This is a genomic window from Aquisalibacillus elongatus (assembly GCF_003843875.1).
Lineage (GTDB): Bacteria > Bacillota > Bacilli > Bacillales > Alkalibacillaceae > Aquisalibacillus > Aquisalibacillus elongatus.
Map to the genome: position 1 here is coordinate 59,070 of NZ_RKRF01000011.1, position 23,285 is coordinate 82,354.

Below are 23,285 nucleotides of genomic sequence, written 5' to 3' on the forward strand. Positions count from 1 at the left end.
TTAATTCAGTTAACTCGACACTTGTTCTTGAACGTGAGCTTCAACTAATCCTAAAGTTCTCGCTGTTTCCGATTGAACTTGGTCAGCTAACTCAGGATTTTCAGTTAATGATTGACCATAAGATGGCACCATTTCTTTTATTTTAGGCTCCCAGTCTTGTAAATAAGCTGGGAAACAGGTTTCTAATATTTCAAACATGACGGATACGGCTGTTGATGCGCCTGGTGACGCTCCTAGAAGTGCTGCGATAGTTCCATCTTCTGAGGTCACTAATTCTGTTCCAAATTGAAGTGTTCCTTTGCCCTTGTCTTCCGTATCTTTAATTACTTGTACGCGTTGTCCAGCAACGACGATATCCCAATCTTCACTTTTGGCATCTGGAATAAAGTCACGTAACGCTTCCATCCTTTTCTCTTTCGATTGAAGGACTTGAGAGATCAAATACTTCGTTAATTTCATCTCTTTAGCTCCTGCGGCTAACATTGTTAAAATATTATCTGATTGAAGAGATGAGATTAAGTCAAAAGGAGACCCTTCTTTTAAGAACTTCGGTGAAAAGCCAGCGAATGGCCCGAATAATAATGTCTTTTGATTATCAATATACCTTGTATCCAAATGTGGAACAGACATCGGAGGTGCACCCACTGCTGCTTTTCCATAAACCTTCGCCTGATGCTGCTCAACGACTTCTGGATTGTTACAAACCATAAATAAGCCGCTAACCGGAAAGCCACCGATATTTTTACTTTCAGGAATGCCTGTCTTTTGTAATAACGATAGTGCGCCACCACCGGCACCAATAAAGACAAAGTCAGCCGTATGATGCTCTTCACGTCCGCTATAAACATGTTTAACGTCTACTTCCCATGAGCCATCACGATTTTGACTAATATCATCCACACCATGCTGATACTTGACTTCCACGCCATGATCTTCCAAATGATGAATTAACTTACGTGTTAAAGCTCCGAAGTTAACATCCGTTCCTGAATCAATTTTAGTAGCAGCAATTGCCTCATCTGTCTGACGGTTTTGCATAATTAATGGAATCCAGTTCATTAACTGTTGTGGATCATCTGAAAACTCCATCCCTTTAAATAAAGGGGTGTGCCTTAGCGCTTCAAAGCGTTTTTTAAGATAGTTTACATTTGCTTCTCCTCTTACTAAACTCATATGTGGCAGTGGCATAATGAAATCTTGTGGTCGCTCTAATAATTGATGATTCACTAAATAAGACCAAAACTGTCTAGATACTTGGAATTGTTCATTGATCTTGATTGCCTTGCTTGTACTTATCGAACCATCTTCATTCTCAGGTGTATAATTCAGCTCACATAATGCAGCATGGCCTGTTCCAGCATTGTTCCACTCATTGGAACTTTCATCGCCAGGACGGTCCAATTGTTCAAAAATCTTGATATTCCAATCCGGTACTAATTCTTTTAAAATCGTGCCCAACGTAGCACTCATAATGCCAGCACCTATTAAAATAACGTCTTTTGTCTGTTCTCCGTTACTCATAAAAACCTTCCTAATTATAGATTTGTAGTATTATATATTCAAAACAATAAAAAACGCTCTGTATAGAGCCTTTATAAAAATTTACAACCATTTACTATTATATAATAGATTTTAATGATTTAAAAGACATGAAGATTTCAATTAAACGAATGATTGACTTTGGCAAAGATGGGATAAAATAAGTTAAACATAGCGACAAATGACGAATATTTTAGTAAAATGAAAGTAACAAATACGTCTTCATAATCATGCTGTATTAGTTTATTATAACGTGGTAGGATGGTATGTAGATAACTATTGCATTAAAGGAGTGTTAATATGAACAAAACTCATTTTAACAATATGAAAACGAAAGACGGTTTTATCGCAGCACTTGACCAAAGTGGCGGAAGTACACCTAATGCACTTGCAGGTTATGGTGTAATGGAAGACGCTTATTCAAACGAGGACGAAATGTTCGACCTTGTGCACCAAATGCGCACAAGAATTATGACGTCTCCTGCTTTTAATGCCGATCAAATCGTAGGCGCGATTCTTTTCGAACAAACGATGGATCGTAAAGTTGAAGGTAAGTATACAGCTGATTACTTATCTGGTAAAGGCATTGTCCCGTTCCTTAAAGTGGACAAGGGTCTAGCTGATAAAGAAAACGGCGTTCAATTAATGAAACCAATCCATGACTTAGATGAAACACTACGTCGTGCAAACGAACGCGGCATTTTCGGAACTAAGATGCGCTCTGTTATTCACGAAGCAAATGAAGAGAGCATCAAAGCAGTTGTAGACCAACAATTCGATATCGCCAAAAGCATTATCGAAGCAGGACTTGTTCCAATTATTGAACCAGAAGTAGATATCAACAGCCCTGAAAAAGAAAAATGTGAAGACATTTTAAACGATGAGATCTTAAAGCATTTAAACGAGCTATCAGACGACCAGTTCGTCATGCTTAAGCTAACCATTCCAAATAAACCAAACCTTTATAAAGAACTTATCGAACATCCTAATGTTGTTCGCGTCGTTGCGTTATCTGGTGGTTACTCACGTGAAGAAGCAAACGAAAAACTAAAAGATAACGACGGCCTAATTGCCAGCTTCTCACGCGCATTAGTCAGTGACCTAAACGTGAATCAAACAGATGAAGAGTTCAACAACGCTTTACAAAAAGCGGTTAACTCCATTCATGATGCGTCCGTTAATAAAAATTAATTATCAAAAAAAGTGCCTGAACCACGACGGTCAGGCACTTTTTATTGATTTTCAGATGACTGAATGTGTTCATTGAACCTGTTTTGTAACTCACGATTAAGTTCTGAATCAGAATCATTTAGTTCATGATATAATTCTCTCGTGCCACGATCTGTCTCTAGTCTCTCTGTCACGTGTTCTTCTAAATCAGCTAATAGATTTTGAAGGAATTCGTATTCCCTTCTTATTTCTTTTTCGGAATCCCCTTCGTCATAATCACGAAACAAATTATTAATCTTTAACAGATTCATGTAAGGAACTTCACCAGCATTCCGCGGAACTAATTTAACCTTATATTGGAAATAATTTATGTCATTACTTACTTCGCGATAATCACCTTGTTCAACCTTATCAAACCATAAGTCAATTTGTTCTTCAACTAAATTAAATTCTAATGATCTAATTTCGCTAGCATAATCGTGCCCCAAACGTTCCTGGAAATGGTGAACCTCTAAAGTTTGCCTAATAGCAATGAATGTTAACACTGCAATGATAATGATTACTATAACAATCAGAATTCGTGTTTTAGTTACATTCCCCATTCTAAAAACACCCTTAAATAGTTTATTAATAAAATATTATGAAATAAAAACCAATTATAGTAAAGCCAACTGAAAAAGTCCGTTTTATGATAAAGATTTAATTTAAACCTGGCATTCCTCTACTCAATAGGAAGAACTTTATGAAATTTTTAAAAATATTGGTTATTTCAGTAAGGTTTATGAATAAATTTTAGGGGAGGTGTTTTAGTTTTGAAGAATACATTTATATTGAGAGCCTTAACTGTCACTGCCTTAGGCCTATTCTTAGTGGCTTGTGGTGGTGAAAATGAGGATCAAGAGCAGGATAATAATAGTGAAAATGGTAAAGAAAATACGAGTCAGGAAAGTGATGATCAAAACACAGATGAAGAAGAGCAATCACAAAATGAAGAGGAAACAGATGAGGATGAAAGCGGTGATTCATTAAGTGACTTACCTGATGCCATTCCGTCTGACTTTCCATTCCCTGAAAATGCCACCCAAGTCATGGTCACTGAATCAGAGATGTCGGGATCTACCCTTTACACTGTAAACTTTATGTTTGATGGAGATCCATCTGAACTTTTCAATAGCATTAAAGATTATGTCACTCAGAATGATTATTCTATTGAATTTGAAGACGAAAACCAAGAATTCACACTTGATGCTGTCAATTATGATACGCTCGAGGGAATTGATATATCTTCCATGCTTGAAAGAAGTACAGGAATCGCAGTTGGCTTATCATTTACAGTACCTAACGAATAAAATTACAAGAGAAGCTTAGTTTAATTGCTCTGACTATGCTTCTCTTGAGATTTAGGTTCTATGAAACTACCACTTCCCTCTTAGATGATAAACGTTATGGCATATCCCCATGCTCCAGGCTAAAAATTCCTAATCAAGCATTGGTAATTAACAATATTCAATTAACCTTTGATCGCACCTTCTGTCATTCCTTTTGTAATTCGGCGTTGGAAAATCGAATATAAAATAATGACTGGAAGAATCGCAAATACTAGACTCGCAAATAGAACGCCCCAAGCATTCGTATACTGTGCTTCATTACTGATAAAGTCTATTGCTAGAGCTAACGTGTAATTTTCACTTGATTGCAGGAAGATCAAGGCCATAAAGTATTCGTTCCAAAACTGAATCGCATTCATGATTGTGACCGTAATAATCCCCGACATAGTTAGTGGCGTCACGATTTTCCACAGAATTCCGTATGGTGACATACCATCAACCGATGCTGATTCTTCTAGCGATTTTGGGATGGTCCCCATGAAACTCGTTAAAACGAAAATTGTAAACGGTAATTGAGACATCGCGTAGACGACAGACAATCCAATAATACTATCAAGCATATTAAACTGTGCTAATAGGAAGAACAATGGAATCCAACCTAGTACCATCGGTATCATCATCGCTGAAATATACAACGTAAAAAGCATTTGGCTGCCTTTAAAACGAATTCGCTCTAACGCATAAGCTGTCGGTACTGCTAAGACAAGACATAGGACCGCACCAAGCGCTGTCACAACGAAACTATTAAATATACTGGTATCAAGATTATATTCTGTCCAAGCCGTGACGAAATTACTAAAATTAAATTGTTCTGGAATGCCCCATGGATTAGCATAAATCTCTGCGTTACTCTTAAATGACCCTAAGAACATCCAAAAGATCGGATATAATACAGCCAATGACCATAGGATCAAGGGCAAACGAATTCCACTTCGTACTAGTCTTTCACCAAAAGTACGTTTCACGATAGTCCCCCCTAGTACTCTACTCTATCTCTTCTTAACAACAACTGTAATAAAACAACGGTAATAAGTGATAGAACAAGAATCATAACACCAATCGTTGCCCCATAACCGAAGTTATACTGTGTGAAGGCTTGTTGGTATAAATAAGAGCCCATCACGTGTGTGGAGTTGTTTGGCCCCCCGCCAGTCATAACTTGCACAATGATAAATGACCCGTTTAATGTTGTAATTACAATATATAAGATCGAAATCTTAATTTGTGGCCAAATCAGCGGCAACGTCACCTTCCAAAATTGCTGCCATTCATTAGCACCATCAATTTTGGCAGCTTCATAATAACTCTTCGATATATTGGAAATACCGCCCATGAGTAGTAACATAAATAGGCCAATCCCAGCCCAAATGGATGGGAGGACTAAACTTGGCAACGCCCATGTTTCACTACCTAGCCAAGGACGAGTCCATTCTTCTAATCCAATCATCTCTAAACCAGAGTTCACTAGACCTAGATTAGGGTTATAAATGAACATCCAAAGAATACCAATGACCACTACTGACATGATGTTCGGGAAAAAGAAAACAATGCGATAAAACGGCGCTTCTTTAATCTTCAACTGCGTTAAGGCTACTGCTATAAACAATGCCATAACCATAATCCCAATCACCTTAGTTGCGACTAAAAAGTAGTCATGCCAAACCGTATCTGGAATAATCTCATCATTAAATAACCGAATATAGTTATCAAAACCAACAAATTCACGCGTTTGTGACGTTCCTGACCATTCAAAAAAGGAAAAATATAAACCACTAAATAACGGATATAAAGTAAAAATACTAAACATAATAAAGGTAGGAACTAAACAAAACGCTAAAAATAAGTATTTTTGTTTCTTAGTTTGAACCATGCTTATCACTCTTTTCTTCTATTTATGATGTATGTTTAAAGAAGGTTGACGATAGCTCTATCGTCAGATTGAAAAGAGTCAAATCTTCGTTATGTAGTAAGTGTATGGAATGCAGATTAACTACATTCCATACAACTTTCTTAATTTCCTTCTCGATACTCTGCTGCTGCTTCTTCAGCTTCTTGAATAAATTCTTCTGCTGTTAAATTACCAAGTAGCAATGATACGAGTGAGTCACTGATCGGTGTTTCAAGGTCAGCACTCATTGGATGCGGCTTGTAAAAGATTTCAACTTGTTCTGGGTCGTTAATCATTTCGTTCGCCTGAATTAAATACTCTGGAACATTCTCGTTGTTCGCTAAGTCAACACCTTCTAAGTTCATAATCGCACCTGTATGCTCGGAGAATAACTCTGCATATTCACGTGTGAACACAAACTCAACAAACGCTTTTGCAGCTTCTGGATTCTCAGCTTCCTCAGCTATTGCTAACGGTCTTAAGTCTGGAACAATCGCCATTGGTTCACCTTCTGGGTTCATTGGAGACGGAATAAAACCATACTGTAAATCTTCTGGTTTGTCGCCTTCCATCTCATTCGGTAACCAGAAACCAACTGGAATAAACGCATTGTCACCAAGTAAGAAATTCATTTGTGACTGCGTATGGTTAAGTGCACCTAAACCTGAATCAACATAACCTGCATCAACCATCTCTTCTACATTATTCATAACTTCCACTGCCTCGTCTGTTTCCCAAGCACCTTCTGCACCTTGAACGATGTCAGCCAATAGCTCATTACCACCGTGAGCTGCAAAGGCAGGATACAACATACCACGTGAGAAGTAGTAAGGGTGTTGCCCTGTTGTTACAAACGGTGAAATATCTTCGTTTTCTTGAATGTCTCCCATCGTACTCATGAAACTATCAAAGCCTTGTGGGACTTCATAACCGTTCTCTTCAAAACGGTTCATATCATACCAAGTACCCCAGGCGTCAAATACTAACGGTAAGCTGTAAAGTTCGCCGTCATAATCGGACGGTTCAGCTATGAAACTATCAACTAATTTAGAACCATCTTCAAGCTCAATTCCTTCAGCCCATTCGGTTAGATTCATCAATTGGTCGTCTTCAACCATTTGCGTTTCACTGGAACCCGCACCATCAATATAAACAACATCAGGTGGATCGCCAGAAACCCAACGCGAACGCATTTCTTCGTTAATAGTCGGCCCTGCATGTTGAGTCACGTTAACATCTGGATATTCCTCTTCGAAGTCAGAAATTACTTCTTTCCACCAAGAATCACCATAACCACCAACAAAGTATTGAATTTCTAATTCGCCACTAATTTCGCCATCTGATGATTCATCGCTACTACCTTCATCATCGGAAGACTCCTCTTCATCCGAGGACCCACCATCATCTACTGGTGCTTCATCTGGTGCACAAGCATACATCAGAAGTGCTAGAAGCATCATCATTAACACAAGTCCAAATTGCTTTTTCAACAATCCATTCACTTGGTTATCCCCCTTGTGATTAATATTATTTGAAACGCATCTAAAGTTAACTTAAGATGCGACTTCATCCATTAATTGTCCTTCACGTATTGAATAGCATCTCGTACATAGCCATCACATTCATTCAGTGCTTGGTTGGCTGTTTCATAATCAACGTCACCTTTTAGCATCACAATGGCTGGTTTTACATGGTTGTTTGTTTTGGCCAATGTCTGTTCCGCTACTTCATATGTAACTTTAGCGATATCCATAATAATTCGTTTCGCCCGATCACGTAATTTCACATTATTCGCTTGCACATCGACCATTAAGTTTTCATAAACTTTACCTAATTTAACCATAGTCGTTGTACTAATCATGTTTAGAATCATTTTATGAGCTGTTGCCGCTTTCATTCTTGTTGAACCGGTTAGCACTTCAGGTCCAACGACAACTTCAATTGCTCGATCTGTTATCTGGCCAATTTCTGAATGCTCATTACACGTTAGCGCCACTGTGAATGCGCCTTGTTCTTTAGCAAGTTTGACCGCACCAATCGGATAAGGCGTCCGCCCACTCGATGTAATACCAATAACAACATCAGATGGACCAATCTCCTTAACAGCAATGTCTTCTCTACCCTGACTTTCTTGGTCTTCAGAGCCCTCTGACGCTTGGAAAAATGCATCGACGCCTCCAGCCATAATCGTTTGCACCATTTCTGGTGGTGTCATAAACGTCGGCTGGCATTCTGATGAGTCCAAGTAACCTAAGCGACCACTTGTCCCGGCCCCTACATATATTAATCGACCTCCTCGCAATAAACGTTGATAAACTGCTTCAACAACATCTTCAATGGTCGGTAAAACCTTTTCAATTGCTTGATGAACATTAGCATCTTCCTGATGAATCGTTTTTAAAATGTCATATGTATCTTTTTGGTCAAGATTCATGCTATTAGAGTTTCGCTGTTCTGTTGTTAACGTTGATAATTCCATGTAGCTCCATTCCCTTACCATTGTTTTAGTAAAGCGCTTTCAAAATCATGATAATTAACTGAAAATTTATAATTATTATAACCTTTTTAATTTCTTATGTCAATAAAACGTTTTGTTTTTGAAATATTATTTCAGATAGAAAAATATTATTTAGAATGCATGCTACTACCTTCTCTAAACCAAGCATTAGATGTGTTTGATCAGCATTTATAAAAAACTAATATTTGTATCAAACATTTATAAATCCCCTTTAATATAGGAAATCGCTTCACGCGTTTCGTCAATGTATTGCACGGACTGCTCGTACTGTTGCGCTGCTAGACTCATGAATAACATATCGATCACATGTAATTGCGCAATACGAGATGACGTCGCACCACTACGAAATGTTGCTTCACGTGCCGCCGAAGTATGAAGCTTAATATCAGCTTGGTCAGCCACTTTCGACCGGCCATATTTCGTTACACTAATCGTTTGAATACCTTTTTGTCTCGCCAATCCGAGTATTTTAGCTACTTCTGTTGTTTCACCTGAGAACGATAACCCGACCACGACATCTTGCTTACCTTTATTCGCAACTGTAGTCGCTGCCATATGTAAATCTGAAAATGAATGAACATGCTTATTAATCCGTACGAACTTCTGCGCTGCATCACTTGCAGCAATGTATGACGCACCGAAGCCAACAAAAGTAATCGACTCTGCGTTTATAATGGAATTGACCGCCCGCTCCAATTCTTGCTTATCTAAGATATCAACTGATTCTTTGATCGTTTGAATGGTATTAGCGGTTACGGTATCAATCACACTGCCAATATCTTCATTCGGTTTAATATCACGGTAATCGGTTGATCCATTCCCTTGTTGTAGATCACCAGCGACACGAAGTTTTAATTCTTGAAAACTTTTAAAGCCAATTGATTTACACATACGAATGACTGCAGCACTACTTGTTTGGCTTGCTTTGCCTAATGATGCTGCTGTCATTTGAATGGCTTCTTCAGGATGCTGAATCATATATTCAGCAATTTTGCGTTCGGAATTCGGTAAAAAACCAACCATTTCTTTTAAAATCACGAGTCCACCTTTTAAATCCGACATACGCCTTCATCCTTTCTGTATAATATTATCCAACATCACTTACAAACACGGTGACATCAGGGTGATGATGCAGGACACTAGCTGGAAATTGTTCGTCAACCTCACCTTCCATTAAACGATTAAATGCATGTTGTTTATCGTGTCCACTAACCATTAGAACAATTTTCTTTGCTTCCATAATGGTCTGAATACCCATTGTAATCGCTTGAGTCGGCACGTCGTCAATTGATTCGAAAAAACGAGCATTCGCTTGACGCGTTGTTTCAGCTAAATCAACTATATGTGTGCGAGATTGAAATGACGTCCCTGGTTCATTAAAACCAATATGTCCATTATGACCCAGTCCGAGAATTTGTAAATCAATCTGACCTTGTTCCGCGATTAATTGTTCATAACGGGTACACTCAGCCGTTAAATCATGAGCCTGACCATCAGGGATATAACTTGCCATCACCGAAATGTTAGAAAATAAATTCTTCTCCATAAACGTCCGGTAACTTTGCGAATGACTTGGAGAAATCCCGACATATTCATCTAAATTGAACGTCGTTACATGTGACCAATCGGGTTGGGTTTGGCGTATGTACTCATAGAATCCTACGGGAGTACTACCGGTCGCTAAACCTAAAACTGGTTGGTCTTTTGCACCAACAAGCTCCTGCACATAATCAGCTACTCGTTGACTCAACGCTTCATAATTATTGGTTTGGATGACGTTCATAGGTTTTCACACCTTTACAATAAGTTGCATATACCGTTAATTGATTATCGACTAAGACGAAATCAGCATCTTTACCAACAGCAATACTACCCTTCTGATTCCAAACACCATACTGTTTAGCCGGATTAACAGAAGCCATTTTTATGACATCTCGAAATGAAGCACCACTAACGTCCATCATTCGTCGCGCCGCTTCATTCATCTTCAGAACACTACCAGCAAGTGTGCCGTCATTCAGTGTCGCCTGTTTATTCGCCACAGTTACATCTTGCCCGCCCAATGTATAAGTTCCGTCTTCTAAGCCTTTCGCTCGAATACTATCCGTAATAAGCGTAATCTTATCAGGACCTAACATATCGTAGAGCAATTTCAACATGGGATCAACAACATGAATGCCATCAGCAATGAGTTCACTTTGTAAATCCTCGAATAATGCCGCTGCACCAACCGCTCCGACTTCTCGGTGGTGAAGACCATTCATCGCGTTACATAAATGCGTCAATTGACTTAAACCATGCGTTCTCGCTAATCGAATCGTGTTATAATCCGCATCTGTATGACCAGCTGATGCGACAACAGACGCATCACGTAACAATTGCATAATATCATCCGCATGATCCAATTCTGGAGCTAACGTCATGGCCTTTACCACACCGGTTTCAAGCCACTTTTTGGTTAATGTGTAATCTGGCAAGCGAATATGTTCTGCTGGCTGGGCTCCTTTTTTCTTTTGATTGATAAACGGGCCTTCTATGTGTGCTCCTAGAATTTCAGCTTCACCTTCATTCTGGTGATAATCAACGATCGTGTTTAACGCTTGTTCAATCTGCGACGGATCACTTGTTAACGTTGTCGGTAAAAATGAGGTTGTTCCTTCTTGCGGTAAGGTTCGCGCCATTGTTGCCAACGCTTCATTCGTCCCATCCATGACATCAACACCATTGGTACCATGAATATGGGTATCGATGAAACCAGGAATAATGTTCAACCCAAGTCCATCAATCGCCGACTCATTATGGATAGACTCCTCATAAACGCCGATAATTTTACCGTCTTCAATCTCAATCGAACCACTATCAATGGTCTGATTTTCGAGAAATATTGTCACATGATTCATGATCATAAAAAGACCACTTCTTTCCCTTTTGTTTTAAACGTATATTTTAAAATTTTTATTTTTTAATGTAATTTTATTTTAACATGTGTTTTTTCATATTATAATAAAATTAAGAACTTTTCAAAAAATTATCAAGAGGGGTACGATCACTATGACATGGATTCAAGAGATTCGACAAATTGTCGGTGACAAGCATGTGCAAACAAAACAGTCCTCTTTACATTCTTACGCATACGATGCCACGCCGAATTTCAATGCAAAACCAGAGGCTGTGGTTGCTCCAGCAAGTGAACAAGAAATCAAAAAAATTGTCACGGTCTGTGATAACCACCAAGTACCCATTGTGCCACGGGGATCTGGTACGAATTTAGCTGCTGGCACGACACCTACTCAGGGTGGTGTCGTTTTGCTTTTCCATCGTATGAATCAAATTTTGGAACTCGATGAAAACAACTTAACGATTACGGTTCAACCAGGTGTCATTACGGGAGATATATGTCAGACCGTTGAGGCAAAAGGATTATTTTACCCACCTGATCCCAGTTCGATGAAAATCTCAACAATCGGTGGTAATATAAACGAAAACTCCGGTGGCTTACGTGGCTTAAAGTATGGTGTAACGAAGGATTATGTTCTCGGTGTTAATGCTGTTTTAGCGAACGGCGATGTGATTCGCGCAGGTGGGAAAAACGTTAAGGATGTCGCGGGATACGATTTAACCAGTTTGTTTGTCGGTTCAGAAGGGACATTAGGAATCATAACAGAAGCAACACTTAAACTGGTCCCATTACCTGAGTCGAAACAAACATTGTTAGCTTCTTTTGATTCGATTGAACGCGCAGCTGAAACCGTTTCACAGGTGATTGCTAACAAATTAACCCCTGCAACACTAGAGTTCATCGACCGTGCAACGATTCAAGCAGTTGAAGATTATTCCCATGTCGGTTTACCAACAGATGCCGAAGCAGTATTACTAATCGAACAAGATGGTCCACCTTCCATTTGCGAACACGATATTCAATTAATTCAAGGGATTGCGGTCGAACATGGGGCAATCACCACACAAATAGCTGAAACGGAAGAACGAGCAGCTCAGTTACGTGAGGCGAGGCGTAGTGCTCTATCAGCTTTAGCCAAACGTAGCCCAACGACCATTTTAGAAGACGCTACCGTCCCTCGTTCTGAAATCGCCACCATGGTTAAAGCGATTGAGGCGATTGCCTTAGAGTATGAGGTCAATATCGCGACATTCGGCCATGCTGGTGATGGCAATTTACACCCAACATGCATGACAGATCTGCGTGACAAATCTGAATGGGAACGTGTCGAAGCCGCATTCGCCGCGATTTTTCAAAAAGCTATTGACCTAGGTGGCACCATTACAGGGGAACATGGCGTCGGCGAAATGAAGTCACCCTACTTAGCTTGGAAAGTCGGTGACGAGGGAATCAATCTCATGAAACAAATCAAGGACGCCTTTGATCCCCAACACATCATGAATCCAGGTAAATTATTTCACCGTTCAGGAGGTGAGGTCGATGAGTGAATCCATCACTCAAGCCTTTCAGGAACGAATAAGTGAAGATGAATTACTCAATTGTATGAAGTGTGGCTTTTGTCTACCTGCTTGTCCGACATATGTCGAGACGCAAGATGAAGTTCACTCTCCGCGCGGACGAATTTCACTTATGATGGCGGTTCGAGACGGAGAGATTGATGATGTTCATGAAGTCGAGGAATCACTTAATGTTTGCCTAGGTTGCCGAGCTTGTGAACCTGCTTGCCCTGCCGGTGTTAATTATGGGGAAATGCTAGAAGAAGCGCGAGCGATTTTTTACGAACATAAAGATAAGGCCATACGAGAAAAAGCCTTACGCAAAACAACATTAAACACCCTTTTTACCGATCAAGACAAAATTGGCAAAGCAACAAGTTTATTACGATTTTATCAGCGATCCGGTTTACAAAAAACAGCACGAAAATTAAAGGTGATGAACTTTTTCCCGGAACATATGCAACAAATGGAACGCGTCTTACCAGAAGTTCCGAAACGGACAAAACAGCACCGTGAATCGACATTCCCGAGTGAAACAACTCAGACGAAAGCAACCGTTGCTATGTTTAAAGGCTGCCTCATGGATACGCTATTTTACGATACGAACCAGTCTACGATTGCGTTATTAAACCGAGCCGGCTGTGATGTCGTCGTTCCTGACACTCAAGGTTGTTGCGGGGCTTTGCACGGCCATAGTGGGGAAAAATCTGGTGCTGTTGAATTGGCTAAGCAAAATATTGAAGCATTTGAAACAGCAGACGTCGACTACATCATCACGAATGCTGGCGGTTGCGGAGCGTTTCTTCATGACTACGATCATTTATTAAAAAACGATCCTGACTGGGCTGAGCGAGCAAAAGCGTTCACCGATAAAATTGTCGATTTTTCGAGCGTATTAATGGAGCTTGATTTTCCAAACGAAGTACCTTTAATAATCGATCCTCAAATCATCACCTATCAAGATTCGTGTCACTTAAGGAATGTCTTATGCGTTGCGGAAGCGCCCCGTCAACTCATCCAGGCGATCCAAGGAGGGGGATACGTTGAAATGCCACACGCTGACCAATGTTGTGGTTCAGCCGGCATCTATAACTTGACGCAACCTGAGATGTCGATGCAAATCTTAGATCATAAAATGAAAAACGTCGACACAACCAGTGCGACCACAATTGTGACGACGAATCCAGGCTGTCTATTACAAATGAAACTAGGTATCGAACGAACTGAGCAAACAGATACGATGCGTGCTGTTCATTTAGCAGACCTATTATTAGAGGCATTATCAACTGATGATTTGAACTCAGGTTGAACTACTGCACCAGCATCTTGTAAGGCAGCAACAACAGCGCCCACAACGGGTTCTCGCTCAAGAACTCTAACTGGTACAGATAATTGCTGATTGAGTATTGTTGGCAAGACATCACGACGTTTAAACAACCCACCCGCTAAGACAACTTCTTGGTTATGTTGGAAATGGCGGTTCAGCATCGTTTGAATTGATAAAGTTAGATCATCTGCAGCTTGTTGAATTAGACGAATCGCTAAAGCATCACCATCATCATAAGCTTGAAACACTGGACGCGTTAATTTAGCAATCGTTTCACGGGGACTGAGCGATTCATAAATAAAAGGAATCAAATCTGGTATATGCTGTATTTGTGCGTAGGATAAAATATGTCTTGTGATCACATCTGCCTCCACTTTACCGTCGTAAGCTTGAAAAACAGCTTGTAAGGCAGATTGACCAATTGCATAACCGCTTCCTTCATCACCGAATAAATAGCCCCAGCCACCGATGCGAGCGGTTTCGCCAGACTCATTCAGACCAAAAGTAATTGAGCCTGTCCCAGCAATTTGAACAATGCCAGGTTCACCTAACGTTTCCGCATACAAAGCATTAATCGCATCATTATCAACTCGAATTGGGAAATCTGGTGCCGCTTCAGCTAAGACGGATTCGACAAGGTGACTTTTCTCTGAATCACCTGAACCAGACATGCCAGCAAAACCGCAAGCAATTTGACCAAAGGCTGTTGGGTTTTCCGTATGTAATTCCGTCATTATGTTAGTAATCGTTTCTTTTAATTGTGATCGACTCACGGCATTCGGGTTCGTAGGTCCTACTGTCGATGTAGCATAAATATAACCTGTTTCATCAGCAACTAGTGCCTGCGTACCCGTGCCGCCACCGTCAATGCCTAATACGATGGTCATGCTGTGAACCTCCCAATTGTACATAGTAATTGTGTACATAAATCATGCCACAATAATGTGCAAGTTGTCTATTCTTTATGAAAGAGTTTTACTTTACAAGAGTCTTATAGAAACAATGAGTCAAATGGCAGATTATATAGATTCTTGTCCCTAAAATATAGCTATTTCGTAAAAGCCATCGTTTAAAAATACGACATTCTATCTATTTTTCTAAATTTTAAAAACCAATCCTCACACAACGCCTCCAATTTTCATTCATTTTGTCCTAAATCCCAACACAAAACTTTCCTAAACCTAAAACTTTATACTCAAAAACACTGATTTACAGCATTATTCCCAAATTTGACTCTAAAATTTCACAATGTTAACCTTATTCTAAATTTTAAATTCATCATTACCAAAGGGTGGTGAAACAAAATTTTATCACAATTATGAAAGCGCTTTCTAGACCTCACCAAGATTTATTCTTAATAGCCTCACAGAAAACACATAAGCTACTCTTGCAATTCCAATCTTAATTTGAGGTGATGCTAACGTGAATCATGCGCAAAAATGGTTGATTTTAACTGTTGCCGTCATGTTTGTCTTATCGAATGTCGGTTTAAGCATGCAAAGTCAATTAGTCCAAGCACAAGAACAAGCGACTCCTCAAGATTTAATCCTCTTAGAAAATGTTCCCGAAGCGAATGCCACAATTGATTCTGAACAATTTCAACTATCAGCCTTAAATGTCTATGATGACGGACATTTCAAGGAAGTTTCTAAAGGAATTGAATGGTCTTCAACGAATCCAAATGTCGCCACCGTTGATGAAAATGGTCAGGTCTCACTGACTGGGCAAAACGGGAGAACATTTATCAAAGTAACCAACGGCGACTATGAAGATCGTATCGCAGTCGATTATAAAGTTAATCCCTGTAAAAAAGAACCTGGGAAACCAAAATCCGAGCCTTCTTTAGTTAAGGAACATGGCGATCGATATGATATGATTCAACACGCTTTAGACGAGCTGTCGATTGAAGAAAAGTTAGGGCAAATGTTAATGCCTGATTTTCGGAACTGGGACGGTGAAGCAGTAACGGAAATGCTTCCAGAAATCGAACAACTCGTTGATGAGTATCATTTAGGTGGCGTGATCTTATTTGCTGAAAACGTTCAAAGCACAGAGCAAACTGCTCGTTTAGTCAGTGATTACCAAAATGCTGCTGAGAAATTTGGTTTAATGATGACTATTGACCAAGAAGGTGGCATTGTAACGCGTCTACAGTCAGGTACCGATTTTCCTGGCAATATGGCACTGGGGGCAACGCGTTCTGAAGAAATGGCCTACGATGTCGGTCAAGCTATCGGACGTGAAATCGGATCACTTGGTATTAATACAAACTTCGCACCTGTCATGGACGTGAATAATAACCCAGATAACCCTGTTATTGGGGTCCGTTCATTCGGTGAAGATCCTGATTTAGTTGCCGATTTAGGGATCGCTTATACGAAAGGTCTGCAATCGACTGGTGTCGCAGCAACTGCTAAACACTTTCCTGGTCATGGCGATACAGATGTGGATTCACATCTAGGGTTACCAGAAGTCCCGCATGACCGCGAACGTTTAGAACAAGTAGAGCTAGCACCTTTCCAACAAGCGATGGAAGCTGGCGTGGACATGATCATGACTGCCCATGTGACTTTCCCACAAATCGACGACACCACGGTAACATCACAAAAAACTGGTGAAGAAGTAACACTACCAGCCACGCTTTCTCACAAAGTATTAACAGAATTAATGCGTGATGACATGGGCTACGACGGCATTATCACAACAGATGCCATGAACATGAATGCCATCACAGACCATTTCGGTACAGTAGATGCAGCGATTCGTGCTGTGAAAGCAGGTAGTGACATTGTCTTAATGCCCGTAGGCTTAGAAGAAGTTGCAGATGGTTTATTATCAGCCATTGAGGAAGGTGAGATTTCTGAAGAACGTATCGAAGCATCTGTTGAACGTATTTTAAGCTTGAAAATTGAACGCGGGATTATCAAACAAGAAAACCCACCATCTATTGAAGATAAAATAGCAAAGGCAACTGAAATCGTAGGTGCAGATGAGCATCAACAACTAGAACGGGAGGTTGCTAATGGGTCCATTACATTGGTTAAAAATGAAGACGATGCTCTACCACTCAACCAGGACAGTCAAGGCGAAATCGTTGTCGTTGGTGATACGTTTATAAACAATTTAGGTAAAGCGATTACCAATTATCACGACCAAACGACTGTGATCAAAACGTCAGGTGAGTTATCAGAAAGTGAGCAAGAAACAATAGCAAACGCGGAAGCTGTGATTGCTGGCTCTTACACTTATAATGTCAATGGACGCTCACCAAATAACCCAGTCATGTCACTTATTAATTCACTCGAAGGTATGACCGATGCTCCTGTCGTCTCAGTAGGTATTCGGAACCCGTACGATATTATGGCTTACCCTGATGTTGATGGTTATTTAGCTCAATACGGTTTTAACCAGGCTAGTTTTGATGCAACTGCTGCAACCATCTTCGGTAAAAACGAACCAACAGGAACACTTCCAGTTACGATTCCGACACTTAACGATGACGTCTTATATGAATTTGGACACGGATTGAATTACTAATCCGTTTCTTTATTAAATAATTCAAGGAGGAATTTTTCATGAAAAAATGGCTCATCGGTTTAATGGCACTAACTCTGACTTTAACAACCATAACAGTCACCATGGCAGACCCAGGCAATGGTAATGGTCAAGCTAAAGGCCATGCAAAACAATTTGAACTAGGTGTTGAACAATTATTAGAAGATGAAAAAGACATTATTGAAGGTAAAGATGTTGGTTTAATTACAAATCCAACAGGTGTAGATTCAGAACTAAACAGTATTGTCGATACTTTACACAATGATCCTGACGTGAACCTAACTGCACTATACGGACCAGAGCACGGTGTCCGTGGTAGTGCCCAAGCAGGCGAATATGTTGAATACTACATTGATGAGAAAACAGGTCTTCCAGTTTATAGCCTTTACGGCGAAACGAGAAAACCAACGCCTGAAATGTTAGAAGATGTCGACGTTCTCCTATTTGATATTCAAGACGTTGGCACACGCTTCTACACTTATATTTATACAATGGCTAATGCTATGGAAGCAGCCCAAGAAAACGATGTAGAATTCGTCGTTTTAGATCGTCCAAACCCAATTAATGGCCAAGATGTCGCAGGTCCAGTCTTAGATGATGAGTTTTCTTCATTCGTCGGAGAATATGAAATTCCGTTACGTCACGGGATGACAGTTGGTGAATTAGCTAAATTATTTAATAATGAGTTCGATATTAACGCTGACTTAACAGTCGTTGAAATGGATAGTTGGAAGCGTTACATGTATTATGATGATACGAACTTAGATTTTGTCGCACCGTCACCAAACATGCCGACAACAGATACAACCGTGGTTTATCCAGGAGCTGCTTTAATTGAAGGTACGAACGTATCTGAAGGACGTGGCACTACCAAACCATTTGAATTAATCGGTGCACCATTTATTGATGCAGATGAACTGGCGACCCACTTAAATGAACAAGAACTACCTGGCGTCACATTTAGAGCTGCATCATTTACACCGACGTTCTCGAAACATGCTGGTAACCTATCACACGGAATAGAAATTCATGTTACCGATCAAACAGCTTATAAATCAATCGAAACAGGGTTACACATTGTTAAAGCGATTCATGATTTATACCCAGAAGACTTCTCATTCCGTTCTGATGGTTTCTTCAACAACTTAATTGGTAATGATTGGGTACAAGAAGCAATTGAAAACGGCGAATCGGTCGATGCGATTATCGAACAATGGCAAGATGACTTAGACGAGTTCAAAGAAGTACGTGAACAATATTTAATCTATTAATCAAACATCTTCATAGACTGATAGTAGGTAAAGAATAAATTATTTACTTCCTATCCGCCGCTTAAGCGGCGGATAGGTTTTTTAATGAAGAGGAGATTAATAATTGTACAGAAGCGCGTCGTAGTATGTTTCAAGTTAAAGAAATATTCAATGAAATTGTTACCTCTATTGATTTACTCACAAACCGAACTACCAAATAAGTGGAATCTCCATCAATAAAGTCCAACCCGGAATCCTAATTGAAGGTCTCATTGGTAAGAAAGGTGATGACTTGGTGTGGAAATGGTATATAACAGAAGGTGTTTATCCCTCAAGAGCTAATGATTTTATTAAAACTTTGAACTAACCCTTTGGAGGCTTTGCAGATAATCACACTTTAGACCATGATTTTGTCAGTCTACTAACTGGCCCCTTATTTTAAAAAATTGCATCAATTATGGCTGTGCCATATACCGCAAGTCAACTGATAGCATAAGAACTCACCTACATGGGAAATCTAAAATAGGATTGAACAAAAGTACGGTGGAATACTTGTTTTATTTACAGTTGAAATGAGGAAAAGGAAGATAAACACATGACACTATCCACATTAGCTGAAATCATGATTATCATTCTATTAGGAATGGGGTCACAATGGATTTCTTGGCGATTTCAAATGCCTGCCATTGTAGTAATGTCTGTTGTTGGTTTATTGGCAGGACCAATATTTGGCCTAATCCACCCTGAAGATACATTTGGCGACCTATTTAAACCCTTAATTTCAATTGCTGTTGCCATTATTTTATTTGAGGGTAGTTTAAGTCTAAGTATAAAAGAAATAAAGGGACTTGGTAGACCGGTTATTCGTATTATAACAGTTGGTGCATTGATTAGCTGGATTTTTGGATCACTAGCTGCACATTATGTTGCAGGATTAGGCTGGGCTGTGTCACTCGTTATCAGTGCCTTATTTATAGTTACAGGTCCCACGGTTATTTTACCATTATTACGACAATCAAAGCTAAAGCCAAGACCATCAAAAATTTTGAAATGGGAAGGAATTATAGTTGATCCTTTAGGAGCACTATTGGCAGTATTAGCATTTGAAGTCATCGTAGTTTTAACGAATGGAACATCGGATTCATCAAGATTAGTTGATTTCTTTCTTGGTTTACTTTTTGCTGGGTTTCTTGGCTGGGCTTGTGGTCGTGGGGTCGGTTGGATGTTTAAGAAAGGATATATTCCTGAATTTCTTAAATCACCAATCGTTTTTGCAATTGTTATCGGTTGTTTCACTATATCGGATGAAATCAAGCATGAGACAGGCCTACTTGCAGTCACTGTAATGGGAATGACATTGGCTAACATTGGTATTCCATCGATTCAAGATATGCGTCATTTCAAGGAGAATATTTCCATCCTCCTAATATCCGTAATTTTTGTTATGTTGACTGCATCATTATCAATGGACACACTTTTTGATATCTTCCAGCCAGGGATTATTGGATTTGTCGTGCTAATGTTATTTCTAGTACGTCCATTGTCCATTTTACTTTCAACGATTCGAACTGATTTAACACTTGGTGAAAAAGTATTGGTTGGTTGGATTGCACCACGGGGAATTGTTGCACTAACTGTATCAAGTTATTTTGCTTCTATATTATTAGAAGAAGGATACACGGATGCAACAATTGTGACCCCTTTAACATTCGCACTCGTTTTCTTTACTGTGTGTGCACACGGGTTTACGTTAGAGCCACTTGCAAAAAAACTAAACCTTTCTATTGATGATCAACCTGGAATATTGCTAGTTGGAAGTAACGCTTTCACGTTATCTTTGGGGCAATTTTTACAAAAATTAAAAGTCCCTTTTACGATTGCGGATTCTTCTTTGGGAAAGTTAGAAAAAGTAAAAAAAGCTGATTTACCTTTTTACCATGGTGAGGTCTTATCGGAACAAACAGAACATTCCATTGATATGACTCCATTTGAATATCTAATTGCAGGAACAGATTACGATTCTTATAATGCATTGGTTTGTTCGACATTTATTCCTGAATACGGTCGTAATAACGTATTTCGATTAAGTGTTGAAGAAGGAGAAGGAGAAACAGTTAAAGATTTGAAACCTACAATAGGCGGGCGAGTTTTATTTGAAGAGCATTATTCATTAACAAAACTGTCGGATGCAGTTGAAAATGGCTTTAAATTTAAAAGAACACCAATAACAAAGCAGTATAGTTACAAACAGTATAACCAAGACCGTAGCGAGAAGGAAATCCGTTTATTTGTACTTAAAAACACAGGAGCATTAGAATTTTTCACTCCCGATTCAGATGTAAAAGGAGAGGAAGGAGATATTGTCATTAGCCTAAGTCCACCGGATGAAGAATAGATTGAGGAATAAACTTAGCACCTAGTGTACCAGGCATTAATAAGTGTATAGATGATTTATAATTTATCAGTTACTAAGAACCCAAATATTCATGAGCCAAGGTAAGATGATAAGTTACGCAAAAAATGGATTAGGCAAGTGCGGTGAGAATTTGGCTTTCCAAAGTATAGATTTCTATCCCTTGTTAAAAGCTATCCGTAAATCAGCAAAGGAGGAGATCGAAAATGAGCGGAAAACCCAAAGGACCAAAACAGCAAACAAAACCAAATTTACCAAAGAGTCCGAAACAGCCATATGGCGAGCCAATGCAAGGATCGCACAAAGTAAAACAGCAAAACCATTCACGGCAAAAACAAAAATCGGATCATGATATGTAGAGTTTGTGGGAAAAGAGACTGTTCCAAATTAAAGGGCTTATACAGCAATTATTAAATCCCGTACCACTTTAATGGTAATACGGGATTTAGTTTTTTATACTTGCTAATAATTTATTCTAACCACTTAGTTGCATACGGCGTGTTTATATTGCATAAGAGTGTATTATTTTGGCGATAATAAATCTTAGTTTCTACTAATATTAGAGGTGGACTATGTATTTATTATTAGTTTTGGTTATATGGACTTTATTTGCTTATAAATTTATTGATTGGTCACGTGTAAATCATCAATATCCTACGATTTTATTTTTCATTGCCATAAACATGACGTATAACACGATTTATCACGATCAATTACTTTGGGCTTTTCAGGGGATAACTGCAGAATGGTTAAACCATATGACGATTAATTTATTTTTCACGTTTTATATATGTCCGGTAACTCTAATTATTTTTTTCCAGCGGATGCCAACAGCTCGTAATGCAAAAATTATCTATACTGCAGTTTGGGTGATTTTTTACTCCATTATTGAGGCATTATTTGCTCATAAAGAAATGTATGTGTACGGAGATGGATGGAATAGTTGGCATAATATTTGGTTAAACGCCACATTGTTTATGTTTTTACTCATCCATTATAGAAAACCTGCTTTAGCACTTATCCTTGTTTTACCGGCAGCAGCACTTTTCTATATCATGTTCCCGGTTCCGCTCTATTGATTAAATAAAGGAGAGTTTCTTGATGTTCGTCCTAAATGTTTTGTCCACACCAGTCTTTTTGTTTCTTCTATTTTTGACCTATCTATCCATGGCGACCTATTTATTTAGACTCGAAAGAAAAAAACCTAAAAATAATCATGATAACAGTTTAAAAAAGCCGTAATTTCAAGTTCCTATACAAAACTTGCATATTACGGCTTGTTCCTTTTATATCCTCAATTACTTATGATACGGTTCATTTCGTATGATTTTGAATCCCCGATAAACCTGCTCTAGCAAGATTAATCTCATCAACTGGTGTGGATAAGTCATTTTGCTGAAGGATAGGGATTCGTCACTTCGGGTTTTAACTTCGTCGCTTAAACCTAATGATCCACCAATTATGAACGCGATCTTGCTTTTGCCGTAGGTTGCGAGGTTGTCGATTTTTTTGGCGAAGGCTTCTGAGGTTAGTTGTTTTCCTTCAATTTCTAATGTGAAGACGTATGTATCTGTGGATAACTTTGTTAATAACTTGTCCCCTTCTTTCTTCTTTACGGCTTCTTGCTCCGCTTCACTTAAATTTTCTGGTGCGTGTTCATCTGGAACTTCTTCTATTTTTATCTTAGCGTATGGAGATAACCGTTTCACATACTCTTCTATGCCTTGCTTGAGATACTTCTCTTTAATTTTTCCAACCGATAAGATTTTAATGTCCATTGTT

The 23,285-nt window shown here is 39.2% G+C and carries 20 protein-coding genes; 9 read left to right on the forward strand and 11 right to left on the reverse strand.

Annotated elements, in window-relative coordinates; translation table 11 throughout:
• Window positions 1-9: 9 nt before the first annotated feature.
• The gene (locus EDC24_RS11450) at window positions 10-1,521 is read right to left on the reverse strand and encodes a malate:quinone oxidoreductase (RefSeq protein ID WP_124222734.1); all 1,512 of its coding nucleotides are present in this window, start codon (window positions 1,519-1,521) and stop codon (window positions 10-12) included.
• A 318-nt stretch (window positions 1,522-1,839) separates the two neighbouring features.
• Here EDC24_RS11450 and EDC24_RS11455 point away from each other — a divergent pair, with 318 nt between their 5' ends.
• Entirely contained in the window at window positions 1,840-2,730 is an 891-nt protein-coding gene (locus tag EDC24_RS11455; protein ID WP_124222736.1) for a fructose bisphosphate aldolase, read from the forward strand.
• A gap of 41 nt (window positions 2,731-2,771) precedes the next feature.
• Here the strand turns inward: EDC24_RS11455 and EDC24_RS11460 are convergent, their stop codons facing one another.
• Window positions 2,772-3,311 carry a hypothetical protein gene (locus EDC24_RS11460; protein WP_124222738.1) on the reverse strand — a complete coding sequence of 180 codons (540 nt, stop codon included), beginning with the start codon at window positions 3,309-3,311 and terminating at the stop codon, window positions 2,772-2,774.
• A gap of 210 nt (window positions 3,312-3,521) precedes the next feature.
• On the opposite strand from EDC24_RS11460, the gene EDC24_RS11465 reads away from it, so the two are divergent.
• A complete protein-coding gene (locus tag EDC24_RS11465) occupies window positions 3,522-4,058 on the forward strand; it encodes a hypothetical protein (RefSeq protein ID WP_124222740.1) in 537 nt (178 codons plus the stop codon).
• Window positions 4,059-4,219: 161 nt separating this feature from the next.
• On the opposite strand, the gene EDC24_RS11470 is transcribed toward EDC24_RS11465, so the two are convergent.
• From EDC24_RS11470 to nagA, 7 genes are all read right to left on the reverse strand, one after another.
• Window positions 4,220-5,062 carry a carbohydrate ABC transporter permease gene (locus EDC24_RS11470; protein WP_124222742.1) on the reverse strand — a complete coding sequence of 281 codons (843 nt, stop codon included), beginning with the start codon at window positions 5,060-5,062 and terminating at the stop codon, window positions 4,220-4,222.
• A gap of 11 nt (window positions 5,063-5,073) precedes the next feature.
• Window positions 5,074-5,967 (reverse strand): carbohydrate ABC transporter permease, encoded by an 894-nt coding sequence (locus EDC24_RS11475; RefSeq protein ID WP_124222743.1) that lies wholly within the window; start codon window positions 5,965-5,967, stop codon window positions 5,074-5,076.
• Between the two features lie 140 nt (window positions 5,968-6,107).
• Complete coding sequence (locus tag EDC24_RS11480) at window positions 6,108-7,442, reverse strand: ABC transporter substrate-binding protein (RefSeq protein WP_425455189.1); 1,335 nt, start codon at window positions 7,440-7,442, stop codon at window positions 6,108-6,110.
• A 116-nt stretch (window positions 7,443-7,558) separates the two neighbouring features.
• Window positions 7,559-8,464 (reverse strand): N-acetylmuramic acid 6-phosphate etherase, encoded by a 906-nt coding sequence (murQ, locus tag EDC24_RS11485; protein WP_124222746.1) that lies wholly within the window; start codon window positions 8,462-8,464, stop codon window positions 7,559-7,561.
• A gap of 237 nt (window positions 8,465-8,701) precedes the next feature.
• Complete coding sequence (locus tag EDC24_RS11490; protein WP_124222748.1) at window positions 8,702-9,565, reverse strand: MurR/RpiR family transcriptional regulator; 864 nt, start codon at window positions 9,563-9,565, stop codon at window positions 8,702-8,704.
• A 25-nt stretch (window positions 9,566-9,590) separates the two neighbouring features.
• Window positions 9,591-10,286 carry a glucosamine-6-phosphate deaminase gene (nagB, locus tag EDC24_RS11495; RefSeq protein WP_124222750.1) on the reverse strand — a complete coding sequence of 232 codons (696 nt, stop codon included), beginning with the start codon at window positions 10,284-10,286 and terminating at the stop codon, window positions 9,591-9,593.
• The gene (gene nagA / locus EDC24_RS11500) at window positions 10,264-11,403 is read right to left on the reverse strand and encodes an N-acetylglucosamine-6-phosphate deacetylase (RefSeq protein ID WP_245998149.1); all 1,140 of its coding nucleotides are present in this window, start codon (window positions 11,401-11,403) and stop codon (window positions 10,264-10,266) included. The genes nagB and nagA overlap by 23 nt, the downstream gene beginning before the upstream one ends.
• A gap of 151 nt (window positions 11,404-11,554) precedes the next feature.
• Between nagA and glcD the strand changes: the two genes are divergently transcribed.
• Together glcD and EDC24_RS11510 are read left to right on the forward strand one after the other, a co-directional pair.
• The gene (glcD, locus tag EDC24_RS11505) at window positions 11,555-12,949 is read left to right on the forward strand and encodes a glycolate oxidase subunit GlcD (RefSeq protein WP_124222753.1); all 1,395 of its coding nucleotides are present in this window, start codon (window positions 11,555-11,557) and stop codon (window positions 12,947-12,949) included.
• Entirely contained in the window at window positions 12,942-14,267 is a 1,326-nt protein-coding gene (locus EDC24_RS11510; RefSeq protein WP_124222755.1) for a (Fe-S)-binding protein, read from the forward strand. The genes glcD and EDC24_RS11510 overlap by 8 nt, the downstream gene beginning before the upstream one ends.
• Here EDC24_RS11510 and EDC24_RS11515 read toward each other — a convergent pair.
• Entirely contained in the window at window positions 14,210-15,172 is a 963-nt protein-coding gene (locus tag EDC24_RS11515) for an N-acetylglucosamine kinase (RefSeq protein ID WP_170158574.1), read from the reverse strand. The genes EDC24_RS11510 and EDC24_RS11515 overlap by 58 nt on opposite strands.
• A gap of 607 nt (window positions 15,173-15,779) precedes the next feature.
• Between EDC24_RS11515 and EDC24_RS11520 the strand changes: the two genes are divergently transcribed.
• The 5 genes from EDC24_RS11520 to EDC24_RS11540 all read left to right on the forward strand — a co-directional run bounded on the left by EDC24_RS11520 (window position 15,780) and on the right by EDC24_RS11540 (window position 22,582).
• Window positions 15,780-17,822: a glycoside hydrolase family 3 protein gene (locus tag EDC24_RS11520; protein WP_245998157.1), complete on the forward strand. Its 2,043-nt coding sequence runs from the start codon at window positions 15,780-15,782 to the stop codon at window positions 17,820-17,822.
• A 38-nt stretch (window positions 17,823-17,860) separates the two neighbouring features.
• Window positions 17,861-19,111 (forward strand): exo-beta-N-acetylmuramidase NamZ family protein, encoded by a 1,251-nt coding sequence (locus EDC24_RS11525; protein ID WP_124222759.1) that lies wholly within the window; start codon window positions 17,861-17,863, stop codon window positions 19,109-19,111.
• A gap of 574 nt (window positions 19,112-19,685) precedes the next feature.
• On the forward strand, window positions 19,686-21,485 hold the full coding sequence (locus EDC24_RS11530) for a cation:proton antiporter (protein WP_124222761.1): 1,800 nt from the start codon (window positions 19,686-19,688) through the stop codon (window positions 21,483-21,485).
• 224 nt (window positions 21,486-21,709) lie between these two features.
• Window positions 21,710-21,862, forward strand: a complete 153-nt coding sequence (locus tag EDC24_RS11535) for a small acid-soluble spore protein P (protein WP_124222763.1) — start codon at window positions 21,710-21,712, stop codon at window positions 21,860-21,862.
• Window positions 21,863-22,075: 213 nt separating this feature from the next.
• Window positions 22,076-22,582, forward strand: a complete 507-nt coding sequence (locus EDC24_RS11540; protein WP_124222765.1) for a CBO0543 family protein — start codon at window positions 22,076-22,078, stop codon at window positions 22,580-22,582.
• 219 nt (window positions 22,583-22,801) lie between these two features.
• On the opposite strand, the gene rlmH is transcribed toward EDC24_RS11540, so the two are convergent.
• Complete coding sequence (gene rlmH, locus EDC24_RS11545) at window positions 22,802-23,281, reverse strand: 23S rRNA (pseudouridine(1915)-N(3))-methyltransferase RlmH (RefSeq protein ID WP_124222767.1); 480 nt, start codon at window positions 23,279-23,281, stop codon at window positions 22,802-22,804.
• Between the last annotated feature and the right edge of the window lie 4 nt (window positions 23,282-23,285).